The 22,106-nt window shown below is 39.2% G+C and carries 29 protein-coding genes; 4 read left to right on the top strand and 25 right to left on the bottom strand.

Features of this window, described 5'->3' with window-relative positions; translation table 11 throughout:
- The 5 genes from BMW61_RS18480 to BMW61_RS18505 all read right to left on the bottom strand — a co-directional run.
- On the bottom strand, positions 1-1,159 hold a 1,159-nt coding region (locus BMW61_RS18480), incomplete at its 3' end, for a hypothetical protein (protein ID WP_139176447.1).
- Positions 1,160-1,213: 54 nt separating this feature from the next.
- Complete coding sequence (locus BMW61_RS22625) at positions 1,214-2,020, bottom strand: UPF0158 family protein (RefSeq protein WP_242876814.1); 807 nt, start codon at positions 2,018-2,020, stop codon at positions 1,214-1,216.
- Between the two features lie 46 nt (positions 2,021-2,066).
- Positions 2,067-2,519 (bottom strand): HD domain-containing protein, encoded by a 453-nt coding sequence (locus tag BMW61_RS18495; protein WP_242876816.1) that lies wholly within the window; start codon positions 2,517-2,519, stop codon positions 2,067-2,069.
- A gap of 77 nt (positions 2,520-2,596) precedes the next feature.
- Entirely contained in the window at positions 2,597-2,911 is a 315-nt protein-coding gene (locus BMW61_RS18500) for a TIGR04076 family protein (protein ID WP_091825039.1), read from the bottom strand.
- A gap of 270 nt (positions 2,912-3,181) precedes the next feature.
- Positions 3,182-3,421, bottom strand: a complete 240-nt coding sequence (locus BMW61_RS18505) for a GlsB/YeaQ/YmgE family stress response membrane protein (protein ID WP_242876819.1) — start codon at positions 3,419-3,421, stop codon at positions 3,182-3,184.
- 267 nt (positions 3,422-3,688) lie between these two features.
- Here BMW61_RS18505 and BMW61_RS22145 point away from each other — a divergent pair, with 267 nt between their 5' ends.
- Complete coding sequence (locus BMW61_RS22145) at positions 3,689-3,838, top strand: hypothetical protein (protein WP_175475293.1); 150 nt, start codon at positions 3,689-3,691, stop codon at positions 3,836-3,838.
- A gap of 261 nt (positions 3,839-4,099) precedes the next feature.
- Here the strand turns inward: BMW61_RS22145 and BMW61_RS18510 are convergent, their stop codons facing one another.
- Together BMW61_RS18510 and BMW61_RS18515 are read right to left on the bottom strand one after the other, a co-directional pair.
- The gene (locus BMW61_RS18510) at positions 4,100-4,801 is read right to left on the bottom strand and encodes a metallophosphoesterase (RefSeq protein WP_091825042.1); all 702 of its coding nucleotides are present in this window, start codon (positions 4,799-4,801) and stop codon (positions 4,100-4,102) included.
- Positions 4,802-4,931: 130 nt separating this feature from the next.
- The gene (locus BMW61_RS18515; RefSeq protein ID WP_175475294.1) at positions 4,932-5,141 is read right to left on the bottom strand and encodes a hypothetical protein; all 210 of its coding nucleotides are present in this window, start codon (positions 5,139-5,141) and stop codon (positions 4,932-4,934) included.
- Positions 5,142-5,387: 246 nt separating this feature from the next.
- On the opposite strand from BMW61_RS18515, the gene BMW61_RS18520 reads away from it, so the two are divergent.
- The gene (locus BMW61_RS18520; RefSeq protein WP_091825047.1) at positions 5,388-5,798 is read left to right on the top strand and encodes a hypothetical protein; all 411 of its coding nucleotides are present in this window, start codon (positions 5,388-5,390) and stop codon (positions 5,796-5,798) included.
- Positions 5,776-7,314 (top strand): hypothetical protein, encoded by a 1,539-nt coding sequence (locus tag BMW61_RS18525; protein WP_175475295.1) that lies wholly within the window; start codon positions 5,776-5,778, stop codon positions 7,312-7,314. Before BMW61_RS18520 ends, BMW61_RS18525 begins: the two co-directional genes overlap by 23 nt.
- A 428-nt stretch (positions 7,315-7,742) precedes the next feature.
- Here the strand turns inward: BMW61_RS18525 and BMW61_RS18535 are convergent, their stop codons facing one another.
- From BMW61_RS18535 to BMW61_RS18555, 5 genes are all read right to left on the bottom strand, one after another.
- A complete protein-coding gene (locus tag BMW61_RS18535; RefSeq protein WP_091825066.1) occupies positions 7,743-8,324 on the bottom strand; it encodes a hypothetical protein in 582 nt (193 codons plus the stop codon).
- A gap of 469 nt (positions 8,325-8,793) precedes the next feature.
- The gene (locus tag BMW61_RS18540) at positions 8,794-9,795 is read right to left on the bottom strand and encodes a virulence RhuM family protein (RefSeq protein ID WP_026498974.1); all 1,002 of its coding nucleotides are present in this window, start codon (positions 9,793-9,795) and stop codon (positions 8,794-8,796) included.
- Between the two features lie 72 nt (positions 9,796-9,867).
- On the bottom strand, positions 9,868-10,617 hold the full coding sequence (locus tag BMW61_RS18545) for a PHP domain-containing protein (RefSeq protein WP_091825068.1): 750 nt from the start codon (positions 10,615-10,617) through the stop codon (positions 9,868-9,870).
- Entirely contained in the window at positions 10,617-11,402 is a 786-nt protein-coding gene (locus BMW61_RS18550) for a metallophosphoesterase (protein ID WP_091825071.1), read from the bottom strand. The genes BMW61_RS18545 and BMW61_RS18550 overlap by 1 nt, the downstream gene beginning before the upstream one ends.
- Before the next feature lie 229 nt (positions 11,403-11,631).
- The gene (locus BMW61_RS18555; RefSeq protein ID WP_091825073.1) at positions 11,632-11,820 is read right to left on the bottom strand and encodes a hypothetical protein; all 189 of its coding nucleotides are present in this window, start codon (positions 11,818-11,820) and stop codon (positions 11,632-11,634) included.
- A 252-nt stretch (positions 11,821-12,072) separates the two neighbouring features.
- Here BMW61_RS18555 and BMW61_RS18560 point away from each other — a divergent pair, with 252 nt between their 5' ends.
- Entirely contained in the window at positions 12,073-12,405 is a 333-nt protein-coding gene (locus BMW61_RS18560) for a multidrug transporter (RefSeq protein WP_091825076.1), read from the top strand.
- Between the two features lie 110 nt (positions 12,406-12,515).
- On the opposite strand, the gene BMW61_RS18565 is transcribed toward BMW61_RS18560, so the two are convergent.
- The 13 genes from BMW61_RS18565 to BMW61_RS18625 all read right to left on the bottom strand — a co-directional run bounded on the left by BMW61_RS18565 (position 12,516) and on the right by BMW61_RS18625 (position 22,101).
- Positions 12,516-13,856, bottom strand: coding sequence for an SDR family NAD(P)-dependent oxidoreductase (locus BMW61_RS18565; protein WP_091825079.1), 1,341 nt, complete (start codon positions 13,854-13,856; stop codon positions 12,516-12,518).
- 148 nt (positions 13,857-14,004) lie between these two features.
- Complete coding sequence (locus BMW61_RS18570; protein ID WP_091825082.1) at positions 14,005-14,982, bottom strand: translation initiation factor 2; 978 nt, start codon at positions 14,980-14,982, stop codon at positions 14,005-14,007.
- A 3-nt stretch (positions 14,983-14,985) separates the two neighbouring features.
- Complete coding sequence (locus BMW61_RS18575) at positions 14,986-15,426, bottom strand: DUF4869 domain-containing protein (RefSeq protein WP_091825084.1); 441 nt, start codon at positions 15,424-15,426, stop codon at positions 14,986-14,988.
- A gap of 385 nt (positions 15,427-15,811) precedes the next feature.
- On the bottom strand, positions 15,812-17,050 hold the full coding sequence (locus BMW61_RS18580) for a site-specific integrase (protein ID WP_022761999.1): 1,239 nt from the start codon (positions 17,048-17,050) through the stop codon (positions 15,812-15,814).
- 129 nt (positions 17,051-17,179) lie between these two features.
- The gene (locus tag BMW61_RS18585; RefSeq protein WP_022761998.1) at positions 17,180-17,383 is read right to left on the bottom strand and encodes a DUF6462 family protein; all 204 of its coding nucleotides are present in this window, start codon (positions 17,381-17,383) and stop codon (positions 17,180-17,182) included.
- A 14-nt stretch (positions 17,384-17,397) separates the two neighbouring features.
- The gene (locus BMW61_RS18590) at positions 17,398-17,952 is read right to left on the bottom strand and encodes a hypothetical protein (protein ID WP_091825087.1); all 555 of its coding nucleotides are present in this window, start codon (positions 17,950-17,952) and stop codon (positions 17,398-17,400) included.
- A 112-nt stretch (positions 17,953-18,064) separates the two neighbouring features.
- Positions 18,065-18,418: a helix-turn-helix domain-containing protein gene (locus BMW61_RS18595; protein WP_091825090.1), complete on the bottom strand. Its 354-nt coding sequence runs from the start codon at positions 18,416-18,418 to the stop codon at positions 18,065-18,067.
- Positions 18,419-18,531: 113 nt separating this feature from the next.
- Positions 18,532-18,957, bottom strand: coding sequence for a hypothetical protein (locus BMW61_RS18600; RefSeq protein WP_139176449.1), 426 nt, complete (start codon positions 18,955-18,957; stop codon positions 18,532-18,534).
- A 449-nt stretch (positions 18,958-19,406) separates the two neighbouring features.
- Positions 19,407-19,733: a helix-turn-helix domain-containing protein gene (locus tag BMW61_RS18605; protein ID WP_091825095.1), complete on the bottom strand. Its 327-nt coding sequence runs from the start codon at positions 19,731-19,733 to the stop codon at positions 19,407-19,409.
- A 370-nt stretch (positions 19,734-20,103) separates the two neighbouring features.
- On the bottom strand, positions 20,104-20,316 hold the full coding sequence (locus BMW61_RS18610) for a hypothetical protein (protein ID WP_091825098.1): 213 nt from the start codon (positions 20,314-20,316) through the stop codon (positions 20,104-20,106).
- Between the two features lie 149 nt (positions 20,317-20,465).
- Complete coding sequence (locus tag BMW61_RS18615; RefSeq protein ID WP_139176451.1) at positions 20,466-21,080, bottom strand: hypothetical protein; 615 nt, start codon at positions 21,078-21,080, stop codon at positions 20,466-20,468.
- A 102-nt stretch (positions 21,081-21,182) separates the two neighbouring features.
- Entirely contained in the window at positions 21,183-21,545 is a 363-nt protein-coding gene (locus tag BMW61_RS18620; protein WP_091825102.1) for a helix-turn-helix transcriptional regulator, read from the bottom strand.
- 169 nt (positions 21,546-21,714) lie between these two features.
- The gene (locus tag BMW61_RS18625) at positions 21,715-22,101 is read right to left on the bottom strand and encodes a hypothetical protein (protein ID WP_091825105.1); all 387 of its coding nucleotides are present in this window, start codon (positions 22,099-22,101) and stop codon (positions 21,715-21,717) included.
- Positions 22,102-22,106 lie beyond the last annotated feature (5 nt).

The raw sequence follows: 22,106 nt of genomic DNA on the forward strand, positions 1-22,106 counted from the left end.
TTATTGTTGCCCTTACTGCAGGGCCATCCACTCCCACAGGCATATTCACAACCGGCATATCCACTGCGTTTCCATCGATATCTACGCCATATCCCATCTGCTTTATCTGAGGTGCAACTTCTGAAAGCATCTTGGCAGCCTTACTGCTACCGGGCACAATGGTTGGCATATTCCCTGGTCCTATCCCCGACATCGAATGAAGCTCAAGCGGTTTAAATCCCCTGTTCACTACCATTCTTGTATTATTCATGCACATCATGAATAAGTTGATCGCTTTTTCAGCCTGACCATCCTCATTGAAATCAAGCTGATCCAGCAGCCATTGAAGATTCTCGTGATAATCGTCAATTGTGGAAATATTATCCCACAGCTCATTCACTATATCTTCAGCATACTCTGGATCCATAAACAACTCGTCTTTCAGGAACCTGGCCAAATCACGATAACTCTTCTCTGAGGCAAGTGCCAGTGTTCTATAAAGTTCCTCAACCTCATCCTTTGTCGGTAAATAGTATGGTTTGTCCCCCTGAGTAATTCGTAAGTTCTTAAGTTCATCAAGATCATCTGCATAAACATCCGAAACTATAAGCTCTCCAATCCTAGACGACCAGAGCTGATCATAGGGAAACTTGTCAAATATTTCAATAAGCTCCTCAGTATCCATACGCATGCCTTTTTTTATATTAACAACATCAAGAAGCTTTTCCACTGGACAGAAACCATAAAGTTCCTCGACAAAATACAAGCACTTCCACACCCAAGATGATCTTTTTCTGTATTTATCATAGGTATCAGTGCGAAGTTTTTTCCATGCCTCCACAACATCACATGGCACAATAAACTCCCTTCTGCTAACTGCCACATAATCTATCTCATTAAAAAGGCATATCGTGTCATACGCGTCATCATCACCACTTACATCACCCTTGCCATTAAAGCCGCGTTCGAATATTTTAATAGCTTCATCATCAAATATAGACATTCTGGAAGCCATAACTTCCGGCTCAAGCAGCTTATTGGCTAACAGCTCTGCCAACTCATCCTTCTTGAGCTTGGATATTCCTGCTATGTTATAGCCCTTCGCATATCTTTTAAGTGTTTCTTTATCATATTCCAGTATTCTTTCTTTTAAGGTCAAATCCTTAGTAAATAAAACCATGCGTCGCTTCCTTTCACATTAATCAGGCGCCATTTATTATGTCTCTACTCCCGGTTAAACTGCTTCAAAAGAATTATCATCGCACCATTCTCTGGCAATCTCCTTATAGGCCTCGTCCTTATAGTCATACCAATTCTGCAAAAGTCCCATTCTTTCTATGTTATCCCTGAATCTCCTAAAGGCTCCGCTTCCCCTAATCGCTCTTTCTAATCTGTCCTGGTCTTCTCCTGCAGGCAGGTCATATACAAAATGCTCCATAATCCTATATTCATGAATATCAAATTTAGTGGGAAGTCTGAAGAAGCGCTCATTAAATCCTTCTTCTATAAGCTCAGAGAGCTCCTCATCATCTTCATCAAAATCTCCAAAGTATGATCCATCCGGAATACTGACAATCTCCATCTTTTCCAAATCAAGAAACTGATCCCATTCATCGCAGGCCATTTCTACTGCATCCACTATAAGCTTAATCGGAACTTTTGCCTTGTATGCTTTCTTCTCGTCTTCTTCGTTATGCATATCTTTCTCAGGATCCTCAAGATATCTTACCTTCTTGCCCTTGGCAATGGCATAATCTATCTCAGACCTTGTACTTTCACCAATGTAGCCATCAACGTTAATAACAAAAATCTCATCTGCCATATCAATCTTACGTTTATGCATATCATCCAGCATTTCCTTGGTCTTGGTAAGCGTTCCTTCATCCATGTTTTCCCAGACTTCTGAATCACCGGAATGCCCAAACAATCCAACGCTGATGACTATATTCCCTTCTAAAGTCAGTTTTTTCTGTACTTCCATGAACTGATCCTTAAATCTTGTACTTCCGCATAAAGTAATAACCGGATAATTACCCTGCATCTATGCCAATCTCCTCTCCATCTTTAAATTAGAAATTAAAAAACCATCAGTTGTCTCGCAATCCAAGCTCCGTACACAGAGCATCATATCTTTTCTGTTCTTTCTCCTTTACAGGCTTGGAAGCATCCTTAAAACAGTGGTCAATAACATCTGCGTCCTTCAGAAGTTCATCCATCGGACCATCTATAGTAGCCTTATCATCGTGATGATAGATTGCTGAACAGATGATATCTGTCTCCTCTGGAGTCGTAAGACCAAGTTCTCCAAGTATCTCTTTTGCGAGATCAGCTCCGAGATGAGCATGATCATCATATGATCCTGTCTTGTAAGCATGCATGTCATGAAGCATCCCAGCCATAGCTGCAAGTTCCTGATCAAGATATCTCTTCTTTGCCAGCATCTGCGCAGCCAGAGACACACCATACAAGTGAGCTGTAGCGCTTATACGCTTATCCTCATCTTCGATTTTGTTTAATTTCTTGTCTATATATGTGCGCAATTCCTTCAATCTACCCGTTTGCTAAACCTCCTTCATGGCTGTTTGATGTTCTTCGTTCCCCTTTTTATGTTTGCTCATTACTCCGCATCCTCTTCCATAGTTTCAAGTAAAAAGCTCACCGGCCTGAAGCCATCATTGCATGATATCATTGCCGACTTAGGATTTTTCATCCATCCGTCATAGAAATTCTGTCCCCCATGGGCAAGTGTCATAACAAAAGAAGACATGGTGTCCCAGGCACTATCGCAGAATCCTTCCGGCTTAGCCCAGCCATTAGCAATAAATGTCTGTCCAACCTTCATATGACATGCGTGTTCTATAGGATTTTCATATTTCTCCATGAGATCTTCATAGGTCGTTATCTTCATTACAGATATTTTTACTTTTTTCATCAGATAAATACTCCTGTTGCAGGCTCGGACTTCTGTCGTAAAAAGAACTGATCTCTGACTATCTTCTTAACCATTCTCGTTCGCCTTATCCTTTCCCTCATGTATCATATAAAGATTATATCCCACATGTTGTCCGTATTATAGATAAACAGCAAAAATTCACATCAAAAAAAGCTCTCCCCTCCGCATATTTACGAAGAAGAGAGCCAACCCCCAAATGATTTGCCAGCCTCTATCAGCATAGCCTCTCATACTATTTATTCGGCAGATCTAAAACAGCTTTCTGCCAATCCAGATGCAGATGCATGCACCAATTACCGGCACAATCAAGCTTCCAATCCATCCTGTAGCTGTAAACCCAATAAGTCTAAACAGATAATGCCCAATTACGCTACCAAGTACACCAAGAATCATATTCTTAAGTGTTCCTGACTTTTCGCCCATTATCTTACTTGCAATAAATCCTGCAAGCATTCCCCAAAGCAAACTCAAAATCAAAAGAATCAACATACCACTTTCCTCCACGTCTTTCTTAGTTTTCCTGCACTATTACGATGCCACCATATATAATAGTTTTTTTCCATCCAGATCAAACCTCCCAGACGTCTGCTTATATGTTCAAGTCATTTTGAACCATTCCGCAAACAACTGTCTGTTGATGATATTAGTATATTGCCGGTTCATGTCATAATACATATTCATGGTTGCAATATCGATAACCATATTCTCCATAAGTGGTAAAATATAGAAAAAGATTTCTTATGCGAGCTAGTGAAAATGACAAATGAGAATAATAATCACGATAATAATACGGAAAAGAAAGATAATAAGGACATGCTGATCGGTGCTGGTGCTCTACTTTCAGTAATAGCAGTACCATTCACCATTCTTGCTGGGCTTCTCTTGAATGACAGGCGGAAGAAATAGCCCTTTTATGTTCGCTTAAGTTTCGGATGTTAATATACATCCATCGGGAGATGAAAATCTTCTGGAAATTGAAAGCAACACACTTTTCTTCATTTACTATACGCCCGGAACTTACCCCAGTTCCGGGCAACTCCAAAAACAATGCCGTGGAATTTGCTAATAATACAAGTTCCACGGCTTTACTTTCTTACCAATCAATATGCCCCAAGATAGATATGACTTTTCAGCAACATCTTCAGCTTATTATTATGAAAATTGATTCTAGCCCGCTTCTTCATATTTTCTCGACACAGAGTCCACAATATACAATTTCTGGTTACCATATGGATCCCCATTAGAATGAGTCGAAAAAAGATCTAACGAAAGCACCCCGCACGAATCAAGCGGCTCTTCAACAAGAGTATGTCCCACAACCTGATAAAAAACGTCGTCCCTGAACATCCGATAAAAGTCCTGCTGTGGCCTTGCCCATATAGGCGAACTATTTTTCCATAGTTCCTGCTTTCCCATGCGATTGACTCTTGCAAGTATTTCATCGATATCCTTTACATGATATCCACAAGAATGAAGAGTAAAAGTCTCCGTCAATCCAGCGTGGCTAAAGAGAGTATCATCAATTCTATGAACAAACTTGTATCTTTCCTCAAGAATACGCTCAAGCTTCGTTACCCCTTCTATAACTGTTATTCTTGCCTGAATTGAATAGCCTGATTCCATAGCGTCCCAAAGATATGAAACATCATGATTCCCATAACACCATAATGACCGGTCATAATCTTTTGCGAACTTGGCAGCTCTGTCCAAAGTCTCCTTGTATAAATCAAGCTCATTACTTTTTCCCCAGTCATCAACCAGATCGCCCAAGATAACGATATCATCATATCGTTGTTTATCAACCTCTTCAGCTTTATCAAATATCCAGGGTTTTAAGTGCACATCTGGAATTACCAACACTTTGCTCATACATTTATCTCACTAAAGACTTATATTTTCCTTAAATTATCTCTCTATATTGTAATAATAATCGCTTTAGCTGTCATTTAACTAACACTTGAAAAAAGGAGGCGTAATCCGCGCCTCCGCATATTTTTCGTTATAGCTCATTCGGAAAAACACTAACTACTTCAACTTCTCTAAATGAGTTCCAATCCTCAGGATCATCCAAAGAGTCATCTCTGACTTCCCCTACTGACACCTCATGATTTTTAAGATAATCCTCTGACATATCCGCCAACTTATTTACAGCCATCTGATCCGCTTCTTCTCTTGTATCATAAAACCCAAGAGATTCTGATTCATTCATCTCTCCATCCTTAAGAGTATCTAATAAAACTACATACTTAAGAAGGTTCAAAACAGGTTTTATGAAAAGTATAAGGATACACTTATTGCAGAAATTGCCCCTAGGCATCCCAGCAATAAAAATCAGCGTAAAACAGCTTTTTCCTGGTATCAGCTATCACATTTCCGCAGCATGCGGCGTGTCTCTTATTATTTTGCTGACCTTGGAATCAAGGACCTGTATACTCTGTGCGAGGAAAATTGCGGTTTGGAACTCAAAGCACCTCCCGATAGCCAACAGTTGGTAAGGATTAAGCTTTTAGAAGAGGTTGCTCAGAAGTTCTTTTCCCATATCTACTGCTACGATAAGTTGCCAACCTGCAACGTTCTTGTGAATAAAAGTACAGCTGCGCTAGGTGAGGCATATACTCATAAAACAGACAAGAACATTAGGAATTCACTGGGAGTAAAGATAGCCAGCGATATCAGCGAGATTTATCTGGCAAAAGAAACTTTGGACAGCATGTCTTTTTACAGTGCTCTTCCTATATATATCCATGAGTTGCTTCATCAATTCGGAGGGGACTCCAGTACGGTGTTTCACTCCATGCTTTTTGAGATGAACAGAATAATATTGGAAAACAGAAGGGAACTAAGTGAATATGCAAAACAATGGTAAAAGCTGTGTGGATATCCCTTTGGAGCTAGTAGCTGACTACCCCATAAAATGGGATTTTAAGAAGGTTTTGAGGGATTTTATCCAAAATTTCTATGATGCTCTGGATCCCGACAAATTCGGCACAGAATTTGGTTATGACTATGACAGAGATGAGTATTTTTACACGCTAGTCATGAGAGTTAAAGGTCAGCCCTTTTCCCATGAACTACTGTCCTATATCGGAAGCAGCACCAAGTCCAATGACGGCAATACCATCGGGAAGTATGGCGAGGGCTTTAAAATGGCATGTCTAAGTGCGTACAAGATGGGCATAAGAATTTCCATGCATTCCGAGGATTGGGAAATAGTCCCTGCAACATATACTGAAACTATAGATGGCCGCGAGATTGAGATGTTTGGCTATATGCTAAATCATGTAGAGGCTGATGGGATCACCTCTCTGACAATGAAGCATATCCCACCTAAATATTATAGTGAACTGGAGCAAGGATTACTTGACTTCTTTTACCCTGAAAATCCGCTATTTGGTGAATTGATTGGCAAAGGAGACAACTACACCATTTACTCACGTAGTTCCATGGCTATTCCCTGCTATCAGTTTGCACCAAAACTTAAAGGCATTCTATACATAAACAATTTGGCCAGAGGACGTCTGCCTTTTCCACTTATTGTAAACTTCAAGACTAAGTGTTACAGCGATTTAAGAAGCAGACCCACCTTGGACGAATTGGATACATACCGTGAGGTTTATGAATGTATGGAGGAATGGACTCCAGAGCAGTCAGCAACAGTGCTCAGGATGCTGCAAAACAGCTGGGGAGACGTTGCTTCAATGGAATACAGTGACAATACAAATTACTACTATGTTTGTCAGCTTGTTAGAAATGTATCGAGGGATAACGAATTGATCAAGACCTTTGCTGAAGACATGAAGAACTACTGCTATTATGAGAAAAAGACTGGGGATACCATTCGCAACACTTACATCAATGAAGCTCAGCGTTGGTGGAAAAGCAATCCAAATGGCAAGAAGATAATAAACCCCATTTTCAGGCTGCTTGGCGCTGAAAACATGGTTGAAACTTATCTGCAGTCCAATTCAGGTAGCTTTCGAAAACCCACAAAGCAGGAACAGGACAAGTATAATATTTTATCTGCATGCATAACTTCCATTATTCCGTTTCTGTCTGATAAAGATGTACCCCCTGTGGAAATTGATTCGGAGGGAAAAAATGTGTATTCGCCTTTACAATTTGCTTCCAGGGTTTATAAGAAGAAGTCCTATGGCAAACGTTACAAGATAGACAAGCTTATACTACGGGAGCAGGATTTTGACGAAACTGCCTTCTCTTCGACTCTTTTGAAGCTTTCTGAATACATACTTCAAATCTACGGAAGTAACAGAAGCGCAAAATACAATGCTGTTTTTACCAATCTTGGAGCGTATCTGCTTAGAAGAAGCGACATAGTTGACATGGCGCAGCGCGCCTGGGAAGAAAGGTCCAAATATGCTTGAATATGATGAACAAACCGAACAGAGAAGCAATAGCTTTTATAGCCAAAGTTTCGCTTTAGGATACGCGGAATCGAATTTATTTGCTAAATTCCATTTGCTAAAGATCCTAACAAAGGAATATACAGATGATCAGATCAGAAGCACTGAGCCTCCCGAAGGCGAACATTCTACATTACTTAAAATGTGGGATAATTCCGATCTTTGCAATATACTGGATTTCTATCGCAAATACGAGAATCTTAGTGAGAAGAGGCTAGTCAATCGGTATATAGCGGAGAGCGAGTATTTGCCTTGGAGATCATTTTGACCCCCTCTACGAAGGTAATGTATTCAGTCCCCAACTTGGGGACTCGATAATAAAAAAAGTGGTTTTGTAAGGACATGATAATTGGCTACACATGTGTAGCCAATTCATCTGACGAATGGCATCATAATTTATGCATCACTTCATATATTTTCTTTGCCTCTTTCAAGTACTTAAGGCGACCTATATTCACGTCAAACATTTTATTAATGACGTCAGCGATTATTCCTGATATTTCCTCAATGCTAGTGCCTGCCTTTATCTGTTCAACAATCATTTCTGCCTCTGTGTCAAATTCATCATCAGAGGCACCATGCTCTATCAGACTGTACATGTCAATTTCCTTAAGTACATTCTTCACAGCGTCAAGAACATCCTTAGATACAACTCGTCTAATTTTTATTTCTTCATCCATTTTCTCTTCCCAATTCGTAGGAGATGCCCAGCTCATCCAAATCTTTTGCCTGTGTTCCTCGTCTCTAGCCAATCTCGCAATAATGTCCTCACATGCCATCCAAATATATTCATAATCATACTCTTTAGGGTTATACAGGACTTTTCCTTTCACCTCAGCAACTAACAATTTACCATCTTTCTCAAAAATACAAGTTTTCCCATTTCTTTTCTGGCCAACGCAATAGCCACGAACTCTGTGGGATTTAAACGCATTTCTCAAATAATCGAAATACACCTTTGCCGGTACCATCACTGTTTTCTCCTATATTTTTTCTCATGTACTATTTGATCTATAGAAGAGAGCAAAAAAACTTGCATTGCTGCAAGGCTTTTCGCAACTCGGCCGCTTAACTCGAGTAATAGAGGCGTTTCATATGATAAAATCCTTTTACTATTATGTGCCTACAACACAGCCATAGTAATTTTCTTACCTAGCGGATTATATAGGTTTAAGATTGTCCCCATAAAAATCGAATTCAACCGATGTCCATGTATGTACAACAGAAAACCAATCTACTATTTCGTTTTGGTGTATCAAGTCATCCGTATAATAAACAGGAATCTCAAAATATCCCATTAAAACAACCTCCGAGAATCATTCCCAACACCGTTTAGGTTTGCATCTATATTTCCACTATAATTATCTTACCTCGCACACAATAATACCAATAAAAATATAATAAAAATTGGCCAGACATTGTCTGACCAATCCGATAATATTATTTCTTTGTTCTACTTCTCTTCTTGACTTCCTTTTCCACACCTCTAATGCTCTTTAAATACTCTTCCTCTACTGGAGACAACGTTATCTCTTGATACTTGCGATATTCTGCCTTTGCTTTCTGCAAAGCCAGATCATGGCTTACACTTCCAGCCCCCACAAGTAGCTTTCTGTTTCCTGAAGACAAGACAGAATCTAGTTGTTCCACATAATCGCTCATATACATGGGCTTGTGCTCAATAGCATTAATCTCTGCAAGATCAAAATAACCTGATACAAGATTGTTAAGAATCTTCAGTTCATCTTCTTTCAAATAATTTTTCGCAACACCAATATCTTTAAGCGCTGGAAGTTCACCTGAAAAAGAGGTAAGCCCCATAAATGGTTTTTCTGCATCTGCTCTTTCATATATGACTTCGGCTGCGGTATGTCCATGAGCAGCATAATGCAGCTTATTTTGAACAATCTTGAAGAATTTTATAGATTCCTCACTTTTGGGATTATAGTCAACACTCGTAGCATATAAGTCTAGAACCTGACGATATAGCACCTTCTCAGATGAGCGGATGTCCCTAATTCGATCCAGAAGTTCTTTCCAGTAGTTTCCGCCGCCATTCCCCTTTAGCCTATCATCATCCATTGCAAAGCCTTTGATGATATATTCCTTTAAAACAGAATTTGCCCATATACGGAACTGAGTTCCGCGGATAGATTTCACACGATATCCGACAGAAATAATTACATCTAAATTATAAAAGTCTACATCATAGACTTTTCCATCAGCGGCAGTGTAGGCAAATTTTGCCCACACTGAATCTTTCACCAACTCTCCTTCTTTAAAGATATTACGAACATGCTTACCTATAACACTTCGGTCTCTTTGAAACAGCTCCGCCATCTGATCGATTGAAAGCCATACTGTTTCATTTTTTAAGTTGACCTCAATTTTGGAAAGTCCATCATCCGTCTGATATATAATAATCTCACCAAATTCATCCATATCTTTCGCACTCTCCTCAAAACCCAAAACTTTTTTCTTTACCATTTATTTACAATTCTATTTTATCATTTTTCAGCTTCTTCCAACGAAATGATTATGACTGGTTAAGTCCTTGTAATAGTTCCACCCGTTTACAATCTCCTCTGGCGAATGTGCATCATAACCGAATATGACTAAGTCCTTTGGTACCTCTTCCCAAAATTCTTCCTTGAAATAGCCCGGTTCAATACGTGAAGCATAATTGTATTCAAGTCTTATGGGATAGTTACTTTTCTTTACAGCGGTAATCAGCTTATCTGCATACTCTCTTTCAATTGCTCCAAACTCAGGTCTCTTTCTATATGAACGATCTGGATGTGCAACCACATCAAATAGTCCGCTTTCAACACCCTGTACCATTGCATCAAGCTGTCCCATAAACTCATTTGATCTGTCCTGATCATAAATACTCAGGCTTCCGTCAGTATGTTCAAAAAGATGCTGACCAAGGAGCATCACATCCAAGCCTTTCATGTCTCTAAGCTCTTTATAGTATTCAATATAGCTCGGGAAGTATTCAACCTCTAATCCACACTGAATATCGATTCGGCCCTTATACTCTTCTCTTAGCTGATTTATTGCTCCAATATATTCCGGCAACTGCTCATATGGCATTCTATTGCCAAGAGGATTTCCCGGAAAAGGAGCATGATCAGTAAAAACAATTCTGGTAACCCCTAAAGCTATCGCTGTCTCAACATATTCCCTATCCTCATAATTCCCTGCATGCCCACATCTTTTTGTATGAACATGGAACACTTCTTTTTCTATTGGTACATACATTATAATATCCTCTGTTTCTCAGCCTTTTGCAGATCATCAAACGAACATGTATAGACCTGATTATCATCTAATCTATAGATTATTCCGCCTCTAATCTTCTTATTTTTGCCATCATGACGAGCACATCCTCCATCAATATCTATAATGTTTTCTGTAATGAATGAAGAAAGTTCTTTAAATTCTTTATTTGCATACCAAACCGGAACATGTCCAACAATAAAGGTCCAATCCTTCAATGAAGTGTATTCCTGTTTATCCACGTATAAGTCACGCCTAAATGGTGTGAGCCATACTGTACTCCAAGCCGTTTGATAATCAATCTCATTATATGGAACATCAATTTTATCCAAATCAAAGAATGAATGCGTCAGAAAAAACTTCTTTCCATTTACTTCAACAAGCTTTGTTAATGATCGAGTTTTAAGCCATTCAAGTAATTCTACGCGTTCCTCAATCTTATAACGTCTATATCTAAAGTAAGTCTTGTTCCCACCGTTTCCGAAAATCCATAGCTCTCCATCCCTTCCAGGAAGCTTTTCATAATCATTGGTCGTGGTCCCATCTAAAGCAACGGCGTTAAGCATCATAAACTCATGATTCCCTATCAGCATATCCATATTAGTAGCATTCTTCACGTGCTGAAGAATATTTAAACCTTCAGGGCCTCTATCGATTGCATCGCCAAGCATATAAAGCTGATCATTTTCAGAAAAATCCACCATCTCAAGCAGCTTTAAAAATATTCTATACTGCCCATGTAAGTCTGATACGACATATGTTGCCATAGCTATTCTTCCTCCTTAGTTAAGTCCATTATTCCACGTTAAAAGTATATGGCTATACATTAGTGCTGTCATTAAACGGACAGTTCAAAGTGCAAGCTATTCCAGTTCCCCATCTCTGTGACAAATCTCATAATATTCGCACATAACGCAAAAGTGCTTACAAAACTTATTCTTCCCCAATAAGCATTTTCTAACCCAATACAACAGTCTCTTCATACACAGTTCCTCCTTACCAGCCCATATCATCTTCAAAATCGAGCCATGCTTCCAGGCGATCATCTTCTCTGTCTCGCCTAAACTCTTTCTGTTTCCGCTCAAAATCCTTGCGCTCTTTCTTAGACATTCCGCCTACAAGACTCTTATACTGAGATTCTGTAATTCTTACATCTTTATCCTTTTCTCTTTTTCCAAAAAACATATTTGGTACCGCCTTTCTATGAATCAATTTGAAGTTCCACCCACAAATCACTTTGTTTCATCTCTCCTGATGATAGAATTGTCTCACTCGACATATCCTATAAAAAGGACAGTTCGCCGAGTCAACATCCATACGGGTTACAGGAGTTTTTCAGATCGTTTTCAGAGATCCAACCAGAGATTCAAATGCAAATAGACATAGATATGTGCTATGATCATTTACAAAAACGTTAACCACAGGAGTTCTAACATTATGAAGAGCATCACAAAAGCTGATTGGAAATTGTTCATGGAGAAGGTTCCTGAATGGCAGGAAGCCTACATGGAAAGACTTTTAAAAGAATATGTTAAGATGCTTCAGAGCAAGAAGCCTGCATCTACCAAGTTCTGGGATCTCGATAAACGAATCAAGAAGGACAAAAAGAATCCCGGCGTGCAGATGCAGCTTGATAAAGGTGAAGCCATTTTTGATATTGTGACCATGATAAATTTTGAAATTATCACACAGGAAGATCTCGCCGACTTCAGCAATGATCTGAAAGAATCGGTCCAAGAACTGATAGACCGTAATTATGGGAAGTGGTAAAAAGTTAGAGCTATTGATGTGGTGTAAAGCCACTTCAATAGCTCTTTTTCCAATTGCTTAGCAAGTATAACTTTGCATATTTTGCGGATTACGGCTGGTTCCTACTATCTTCATTTACCTCTTTTACCGGATATTTTCGTAAGCAGCACAAATACTGCAGCTCCACCGGCTATGAATGGTAGTAACGGCTTATCATTGTACTCACCATTTTTGAGAAGCGAACGGACTGTATCACCATGCCTCTTCTCATCATTCTTTACGACTTCGACTTCAGGATATTTCTCCATCATCTTTTCATACTTTGGAATTGCATTGTACTCAAGCCTTGTAATAAAAGGATAGAGGATTCTCTTTCCAAGAATGCGATAGAGAATGGCCACAGCATTTGCCATAAGCTTCCCCGGAGTCAGCACTTTTTTTGTATACTCCTTGAAGACATTGACATGTCTTCCCTCATCAGCTGCCAGTTCCTTGAATATCCTGGCATCAGTCTCATTACTTGTAACATCTGCCAATTTAAGGTATGTTTCTACTCCATCAAGTTCTGACTGCTGCGACTGCAAAAGTTGCTGGCGCTCCTCAGTGGTCATTATTGCTTTCCGAGCCTCAGATCCGCCTTTTGTGAGTTCCTCACTGTATTCAAAAAGTTCTTTTGCCAAATTCTCATCCTCTGCACTCTTGGAAGTCTTTGCTATCTTGCATCTGTAGAAATACTCCCCGGTTATGTCTTTTACTGATTCATCTGTAGCAAGAAAGATTGCTGTCCTTGCTCCATCCTCTGGAGTTAAGAAAAATGGCTTCAGCATTCCAGTGATAGTCTTTCCAAATCCGGTAGTTCTGTCCACACCCATATTTGTGGCAACAGCTCCCGGGTGGCAACAGTTCACAGTTATTCCGCGATCTTTAAGGCGTCTTGCAAGCTCTTTTGTAAACAGAACATTTGCAAGCTTACTCTGGGAATATGCTTTTACAACATTGAATCCCTTACGCAGGTTTATATCCTCGAAATGGATCTTGCCAACTTTATGTGCACCGGAAGCCACGTTTACAATCCTCGAGCCTTCACCCATGATATCAAGCAGTTCCATAGTCAGAAGAAAATGCCCAAGGTGGTTGATTCCAAACTGCATTTCCATTCCTTCTTTTGTTTCCTGTCTGTCTAGAGCTATGAATCCTGCATTGTTCACAAGGATATCCAGATGATCATATTTACGTTTTACCTCTGCAGCAAAGGCTCTTATAGAAGAATAATCCCCCAGGTCACATAGGATGAGATTAAGGCTGTAATCTCCCTGATCCTTCAGCTTATCCAGTGCTGCTTTTCCTCTCTCGCTGCTCCTGCACAGCATTATCACATGTGCACCAACTTCAGCCAGTGCCTTAACTGTTGCAAGGCCCATTCCGGAATTAGCTCCGGTAACTATCGCAGTTTTTCCATTAAGTTTAGTCATCGTATTACTCCAATCCTAGACTTTGAAAGTAGACTAAAAGTAGACTTTAGCATATTCTGATACTTGTAATAATCGCAAGTTATACAAAAATAGAAAAAACCGATTACCCTAAAACTTAAGGTAATCAGCCATTCTTTTATCATCCAAACTATTCAAATATAATGTTCCCATCGGCCACAATTCCCATTATAGCCTTTTTGTTTTTCTCATGAAGATACACTTCATTCAGCTTTGATTTTCTATACTGCAAATATGTACCCTCAGTCTTAGTCCTGAGATAATACTCAAAGAATCGTTCCCAGCTGAAGTACTCCTCCGATGATATGTTGTCTTCAGGATGGTCAAGAACATCCGTTACATCATTTCCTTCAATAATTCCTGATTTCAGGATCAGCCATTCAAACGACTCCGGCAAATAGAGCTTAACATTATCATGTTTCAGCAAAAGCTCATATAGCCTGTTCATTTCAGGTCCTATGGCTGCTCCATCTGCGATCACGCAGATTTCATCGCCCTTATTTTCCAAACTAATTTTGGAAAAAATATTTGATTTACCGCCTGCTGATTGGCACTGTATCCCACATTCTTCTCCAACCGATTTAAAAAACTCATATCCCGAATTGGAGTCCTCAGTAATCAGTATCTTCGGCTTTACAGACAAACTTCCTTCAAGATCCTTAGCATATACCTGATACATTTGCTGATATATCCGGTTTGTATTCTGATACTTGCCCGAAGACCTTATTCCGTAGATTTCCTCAACGCTATATGGGAGATCATATAAATTCTCTCGGGTAATAAGTACAAAATAATTATCGGATTCTTTTACCTGCCCTGCGAATTCTTTTGTATGGATAAAAGCATTTTCCTCATCAATAAAGATTATGTTCTCATGCACAGAAGACAAGATCACTTTCCAATCAGTCCCGGCAAGTGTGCGACAAGTCACATCGCAAATAAGTTCAATTCCACTGGACATGCCGAGATTCTGGTACTGGTTTATCATCTCGATAAGAGTTGTTTTTCCTGTGGCACTATCGCCTTGTATTATAGTGATATTTCTCTTTATCTCGAACTCATAATGAAGTTTATTGTTTTTTACAATAACTCTGTGCTTTCCCCTCATTGATCAGACATACTCCCCTGCAATCTCCACATATTCTTTCATGCTGTTCACAACGATGCCATTATTTAGGATTCTGGCTTTAAAATCCCCATCTCCAAAGTCCATCACATGTCGAAGATTGATAGTTAGATCCTTGCTCTCTGCAATTTTCAAAATCCATTTTGCGCAGTTATTTCCACAGGCAGAAGCATTAAATACTTTGCCGGTTTCGTCAAATGCCATGAGTATCAGAGTTTTTACACCACCCGACAGTTCCTTGGTTGAAATAGGTCCAAGGACTGGACTCTGGATAAGGTGAGGACCAACCACCTCAGACTTATCCACATCCTTTATCATCTCAACTGACAATGGAGCTGTAATCCAGTTATCTTCATAGGTATTGTCAAAATATGTCGGTGGATGATATATAGTATTGTCCGCGTTTCCAAAAAAAATGCTTAACATACGTCCACCTCCCGACTATTGATATAGTAATTATACCATAACGAAAATACGATATAAAAAAAGACAATATACTTCGAAACCACATATATTGTGGTTTCAAAATATATTGTTTTTTATATTTATTTATCTAAACTCTTCAAGGTCGGGATCGCTTTACGCATTTCCCCTACCTCATCCGATTTCGGTCTCATACATACCCTCTAATCTGATGCCTGTTCCCGTCAAAGTCCTACGATAGTACTCCTTTTGGATAGCTTTTGATGTCAGAATACTGTCATTTCGATTTTCTTGCTGTCAAATGATACTGTCTTAGAATTCTCATAAAAAATGAGTCATTCTTTCCAATAACTTTTCTGCGAGAATTGTTTCTTCTATATTATACTCATTAAAACAAATCCGCAAGAGCCTCCGAAAGCATTTCAAATACTTCCTTATTCTTATCACCGGTTGCCTCAGCGTAGACATCCATCGTAGTCTCTATAGACTTGTGACCCATGATATATTGGATGACCTTGAGGTTGGTGCATGCACGACAGAGACGCGTTGCAAATGTGTGTCTCAGAACGTGACATGAAAAATGCGGAAGCAATACAGGATCTCTGCCTTCCTTGGAAGCCTGAAGATCTTCCTCATAATTATAGTAATCGAGGATTCTCTTTATCGCGCGGTTCACTGAACCCTGTCCGAGCACATCACCAAACTTGTTAAGGAAAACAAATCCTGTCATCCCATCAACAACCGGCTGCTCGACTCCTTCATATTTCTGCTCATCCTTTGCCATCGCCAGAGCTTCACTTACCACATCAAGCATCGGAATAATTCTTATTCCACTCTCAGTCTTTGGAAGGTGAATTCTGAAAGAAAACTTTCCAGTCTCTTCGTCTTTATAGTAAACCAGCGAATGATTTATTGAGATTGTCTTTCCCTCAAAATCTACATCTTCCCAACGAAGTCCAAGTATTTCTCCAATTCTTCCGCCTGTCCCAAGAAGCACTGTAAACAACGGCCACCAATGACAAAATATCGGATGGTTAGCTATATATCCCATGAATGACTTCTGCTGTTCTTCTGTAAGAGCGTGCCTGGATCCTCTGTGCTTATCAGTAAGCTTGGTCACTTCAGCAACAACACCATCAGAAGGATTATTTCTCAGAATGTCATCTCGTACTGCAAGCTGAAATGTAGGATGCAAAACACTGTGAACTGAATCAAGTGTACCGATAGCCAGCTTCCTTTCAGTTACAAGATGAAGGTAAAACTGAAGTACATCTGAATACTTAATCTCTGCAATCCTTTTCATACCAAAGGTATCTCGCACAAAATGATCATAGGTGTATATATAACCGCTTTTGGTTGTACCGCGTAAGTTACACTTCAATGAAATGTAACGATCGAATGTTGAATTAAGTGTTGCCTGAGCTCTTGCTATAGTATCCAGTCCATCAAGCTGATCTCTCAAAAGGAGTGCTTCCTTCTTCCTAAGCCCGGGCAGATCTTGATCATAAATAAACTTTCTTCTACCCAATGGATCAGTGTAACTGTACACATATCGCCCATCACTCTTTCTGACGAACTCACCTGTTTTCAACATTCGTCCCCTGCTGTCTTTTCTACTACTTGCCATGTTATCTCCTTTACGTAGAACACGACATGCTTAGAACTGCAAGGAATCATCCTCTTTTATTATGAAGGATTATTCTGTCCCCATCAATAATATTCTAATCATGCCGTGTCTTATTCATTTTTCATATTCTTATTTCACATACTGAAAGCTTTCAATGTACTCACTGAAAATCTTTCTGTTTATGAGAACCATCGATCTCACTTTTCTTTTGGCTCCACATTCCTCCGCCAACTTGTCTATCGTGTCGTCACCTATCTGGAAAAAATAGGAAGCATCTTCCCTTCTGATATATTCCGGTAACCCTTCATATTTTTGTCTCTTTGGTGTTGCCATATTTCATATCCTCCTTATGCGCACATCGCTTCATCTTCTATGAAATTAAGTGCTCTGTTTCTTAGCTCTGACCTGAACCTACAAATTCTGGCCCTTAAAGCATTTGTTGTAATGTTTGCAGTATCAGCCAGCTCATCATTTTTCATCTCACCATTAAGATATCTGTGAAAAAGATTGTCCTCATCCTTGATTCCCTTGAGCTGCGATCTGACAATGCTGTAATCATCTTTCATGAGTTGGAGCGTCTCAATGGCATGTCGGTACGTGGCGCAGTGCTTAGTTCCTTTCGCTGCCAGCTTCCAATCACCATTTTTGATTCCCATACTCACATCTGCATTTGCTGTAGCAGTGTCTCCGGTAATATCACTGATGTTTGAAGTCTGTACTCTCACTCCAAGATCATCACGCTTTCTTCTGAGCTCTTGCTGCTCTCTACGGATCTTCACATACAGACATTCTTCTTCGCCTTCAATCATCTGCTCAAAGACTGAATAGTTGTCCATAATAAAATCCACCCGCTTCGCTGCAGATTTCTTGCTGTAAGTCATAACAACGTTCTCTTTTGCCATCTCCCCTCCTTTGAAATGATGCTTATTGAATATTCATTTTTGTCTTAAGACATTTCTTATTTTAATGTTGCATTGTGCATATCAGCCACAACTGTATTGTTAAGTCTCTTATCTAATTTGTTAACTCTTGAAGTCTTATCAACACACTTAATTGTTCTACAGCTGCATCTCTAAAGCACATTTTTTCTATAGAAGAGAACTTCTGCAACATTTCATCACATCTATATCCTTTCAAAACTCCTACGCTTTTACAGTTATTCCCTTTAAGAATCCAATCTGTTGAAACCATAAATAATTCTGAGTACTTCAGGATTATTTCCGTTGTCGGAATCCGATTTTCTTTTTCATACATAGAGATAACATTTGGATTAGAGATGTGAAATAACTTTGCCAAGTCCACTTGTCTGAGTTTCTTATCCTCTCTCAGTTTTCTCAGTCTATCACCTAATGAATTATCCTCCTTCATAACGTTAAACTCCTTCTGCCATGGCAAAGGAAGAATACCAAAAATTAAACTTTAAAATAAGGGCCATAGTGGTCCTTGTCTTTTAAATCAAATACACGAAAAAAGCACCCAGCTCACCGCCGGATGCCCTTGGTCATTTTTCTTTCCCTAAGCTTATATCCATATTCTTCGCAGCACCTTTCCAACTCATCGAGTCGTTTTTCAGCACTCCAATTTACTATGTCATCAAGCCTAAAGAGTATTTTGTTCAGTGGGTCATAGGCACGTGATTGGGCAGGTATCCCATTATACCAAAACAGGATAAGTGCTTCTTCATATGAAAACCCTAAACCAAATGATACTCTCAAGAGCACATTAGCTTCACTGAACCCTCCTTTTCTCTTTTTGCCCACCAATCTTTTGTATTGTTCTTCATCCATGAGCGTCAAATCACAGAACTCACGGCATGACAGTACCTTTCCAAAATGATCAATGAGCAAAATGTTTAAAATTATCCTGCCGACTGAAAGTCCTTCTACATCGATATCGAATTCATTCAATCGGCATTCTGCGCCAGATACCCAGTGCGGTAACTCATCTTTATGATGAGAAATCGGCATTAACCTATACTACCACACCAGTTCAGACCGGAGGTAACATAATAATGGGTTTATAGATACGTTCAAAACTACAAAAGATACTGAATTCGTTCTTCCCATATTCTGACCTCCTATGAATTGAAATAAACAGTTAACAGTTACCAAAACCGTTACCTCAGTCTTATATCAGGCCTATTACCTCCTTTTACACATATCCAATGCAACTATTGGATATGAGACGATAGCCGTCCAAATTTCATTTTCAGACCTATTCACAGATCTTTACTTATTACACACACAGCGTGATTGCTGCCACTCCTGTTTCTGCAAAGGAACTACTCCTCTGCTTTTTTTAACATGACCGTATTGAAGTCTATCACTTTTAAATAACAATATCAAATGAACTGTCATTATAAGATGCTTAACAATGCTGTAAGCTGTATCATGGCAATTTCTTTATATTTTGAATGTCGTATTTTCTTCATAATGAGATCAAATTCATCTTCGTATTCCTTACTGATATCTCCTTTTAATATCCAATCAGTCGAGACATTAAATTTCTCAGAATACTTTACCAGAACATCTATAGGTAGTGCTCTTTTCTCTGATTCATACATTGATATAACTGGATTGTAATATATGTTGAACTCTTCTGCTAATTGTTTTTGCGTGAGTCCAGCATTTTCCCTTAACATACGTAATCGACCTCCAATTGAATTTGATATTGATTTTTCCATCTCTACTCCTTTTCCGGAGTCTGAAAACGGAAAACTCCACCTGCCCAGTGCTGTATGTTTTTGGCAACAAAAAAGAGAAGCCTGCAAAACGTTAACGAAAACAGACCATAAATAAATATGGTTTCATTTTCCGTTTTGCAGACTTCCCCTGCGTAATTTCAGCTTCCAAGCACTAGGCAAACTCTTGGAGCATGCATGGGCAGGTCAGTCAAATCCCAGCCAGGATGCTGTTTTGCTCTCAAATGCAATGCTCCTCAAAGTATTTAATTTTATTTATCTCCCCTCAAATAAGAAAACTGTGTAACGAATGCACTATATTAATATAGAACAAACCCCAACTATATCATTCGCTAAACCGCATCCAAGCATGTCAGTTTGTCTTCCAGCGAAGGATCGCCCTGTGTCTTCCCACAAGCTTCTTATCCTCGATTACGACAACTTTTTCATCGTTGATGATAACCCTGTAAAGACGTCCGCACTCAGGACATCTCATCCATCCATCAGTGACATAGCCCTCATGCATCGGCACCCCGTCGTAGGTACAGCAAGCCACACGCAAAGTCTGTGCAGTTTCCTTATTCAATTGTAAATCTCCTCCTTCATAAATGATTTTTCTATTTTGTTCCCCAAAACAATCGTATTGTATCACAGCCACAAATAAATGGAATCCCAGAGAGTTCACTAGGAGTTCAGATATCGTACAACTTTATTGTTAATTGTTTGACAATTTTATCAAAGGGATTCTATAGGAGGAAGATCCCTAAGGTTTTCCTGTGGATCCGGCAATTCCTTATACGGGATTATCCCTGCTTCCATCTCCTCTTTCTGGCGACGGAGCGCATATCTCCACATCTTTATTCCAAATAAAAGGATACCGGTTTTACGCTTTGCGTAGAAGTTTGTCTTCTTAACACCAGGTCCCAGAGAATCATATATATCCTTATTTGTCCTGTATACTTCATCAAAGTAACTCATTTTAATGATCATCTTATACGCATAGCCATAACCATAACCCTTAAAATTTGCAACCTGATCAAGGATATAATCAATCTTTTCCCTGAACCATATCAGCTTTATTAACTTATCAATAAGCTGTTGCTGTTCTTCAAGTGACTCTTCAACCGGTTTAGTGAACAGATACAAGAAGAGATCCCTGCATTCTCGTTTGCTTGCAGCAATCTCTTCCGGTGTCATTTCCTTAATCTCATTATCTTCCTTTGCTGCCAGATAAGTATCCCTGTATATAAATAACAACAAACGGCAGAGAGTATAAACACGGTTTTCTGAAAAACCTGATTCTCTGCATAATCTGACAGCTTCTCTGTAATCATCTGAACTTTTTGTCATGTAATCACCCTCTCTCATAAAACAAAAAAGAAGCTGAAAAACTGGCATATCTCCAATTCTTCTGCTTCACCATCAGTTTCATATTTATTCTTTTTTCCAGGCCTAAACTGTTCTGTTAGACCAATCTTCCTCCTGGGCATCAGTCAACGCCTGAACGTAAATCATAAGCTTTTCAAAATTCTTATCATTGAGCAGTTGCGCATATTTTAAAAGTCTTACATTTCTCCCCGTAACTGCCATTTCCTCAGAAGGTGTAATGTCAAAAGAATAAAAATCGCCAAAAGAAATATCGAAAACACCACATATCTTTATCATGGTTTCAATCTTAGGATATGAATCTCTACCAAATATATCCGTTATAGTTGATTGAGGTACTCCTGCAAGCTTCGCTAAACGATAACAAGTCATGTCATCGTTTTTAGTCATAAGGTCTCTTATATAATTCTGCGTATCTTCTGGCTTCATGGATTTATCTCCTTCCGTAAAGAAAGTGATTACTCCATTATTCTAAAAGAATAGTAGCTTGCAAAAAATCATTTAGGCACTCCTTATAGTTGTGTCTACACAACTATATCTATATATGACAAAAGACCTCTTTCGAGGCCTTTTGCTTGTTATAAACTATAATCCACTTTTATTGTTGTTCTGTTCCGTTATCAATTGCATCCTTTTTCTTCTTACCGGTGATCAGTGCCACAACTGCAAGTCCTGCATTTATAAGACACCAACCTGACCAAATTGCCAGATCTGAATAACTTCCATAGTTAGCAAAACCAATGAGAGCAGCCAGACCAAATATCACAATCAGTGCTATGCTTCCACCTTTGCCCACGGACTTTCTGACAACTATTGATACAATACCTCCGGCTATCATTGCGATTGCAACCAGGAATCCTGCAGAACCCGAGACTTCCCCATTCTCAGAAAGCGCATTTGAAACGCCTGCAGCACATGACTGTAATAAAACAATCATGCTGAGTACAATTGACAAAATACCCGCTACTAATCTCCAAATCTTCATTTCAC

The organism is Butyrivibrio sp. ob235 (genome assembly GCF_900109475.1).
Lineage (GTDB): Bacteria > Bacillota > Clostridia > Lachnospirales > Lachnospiraceae > Butyrivibrio.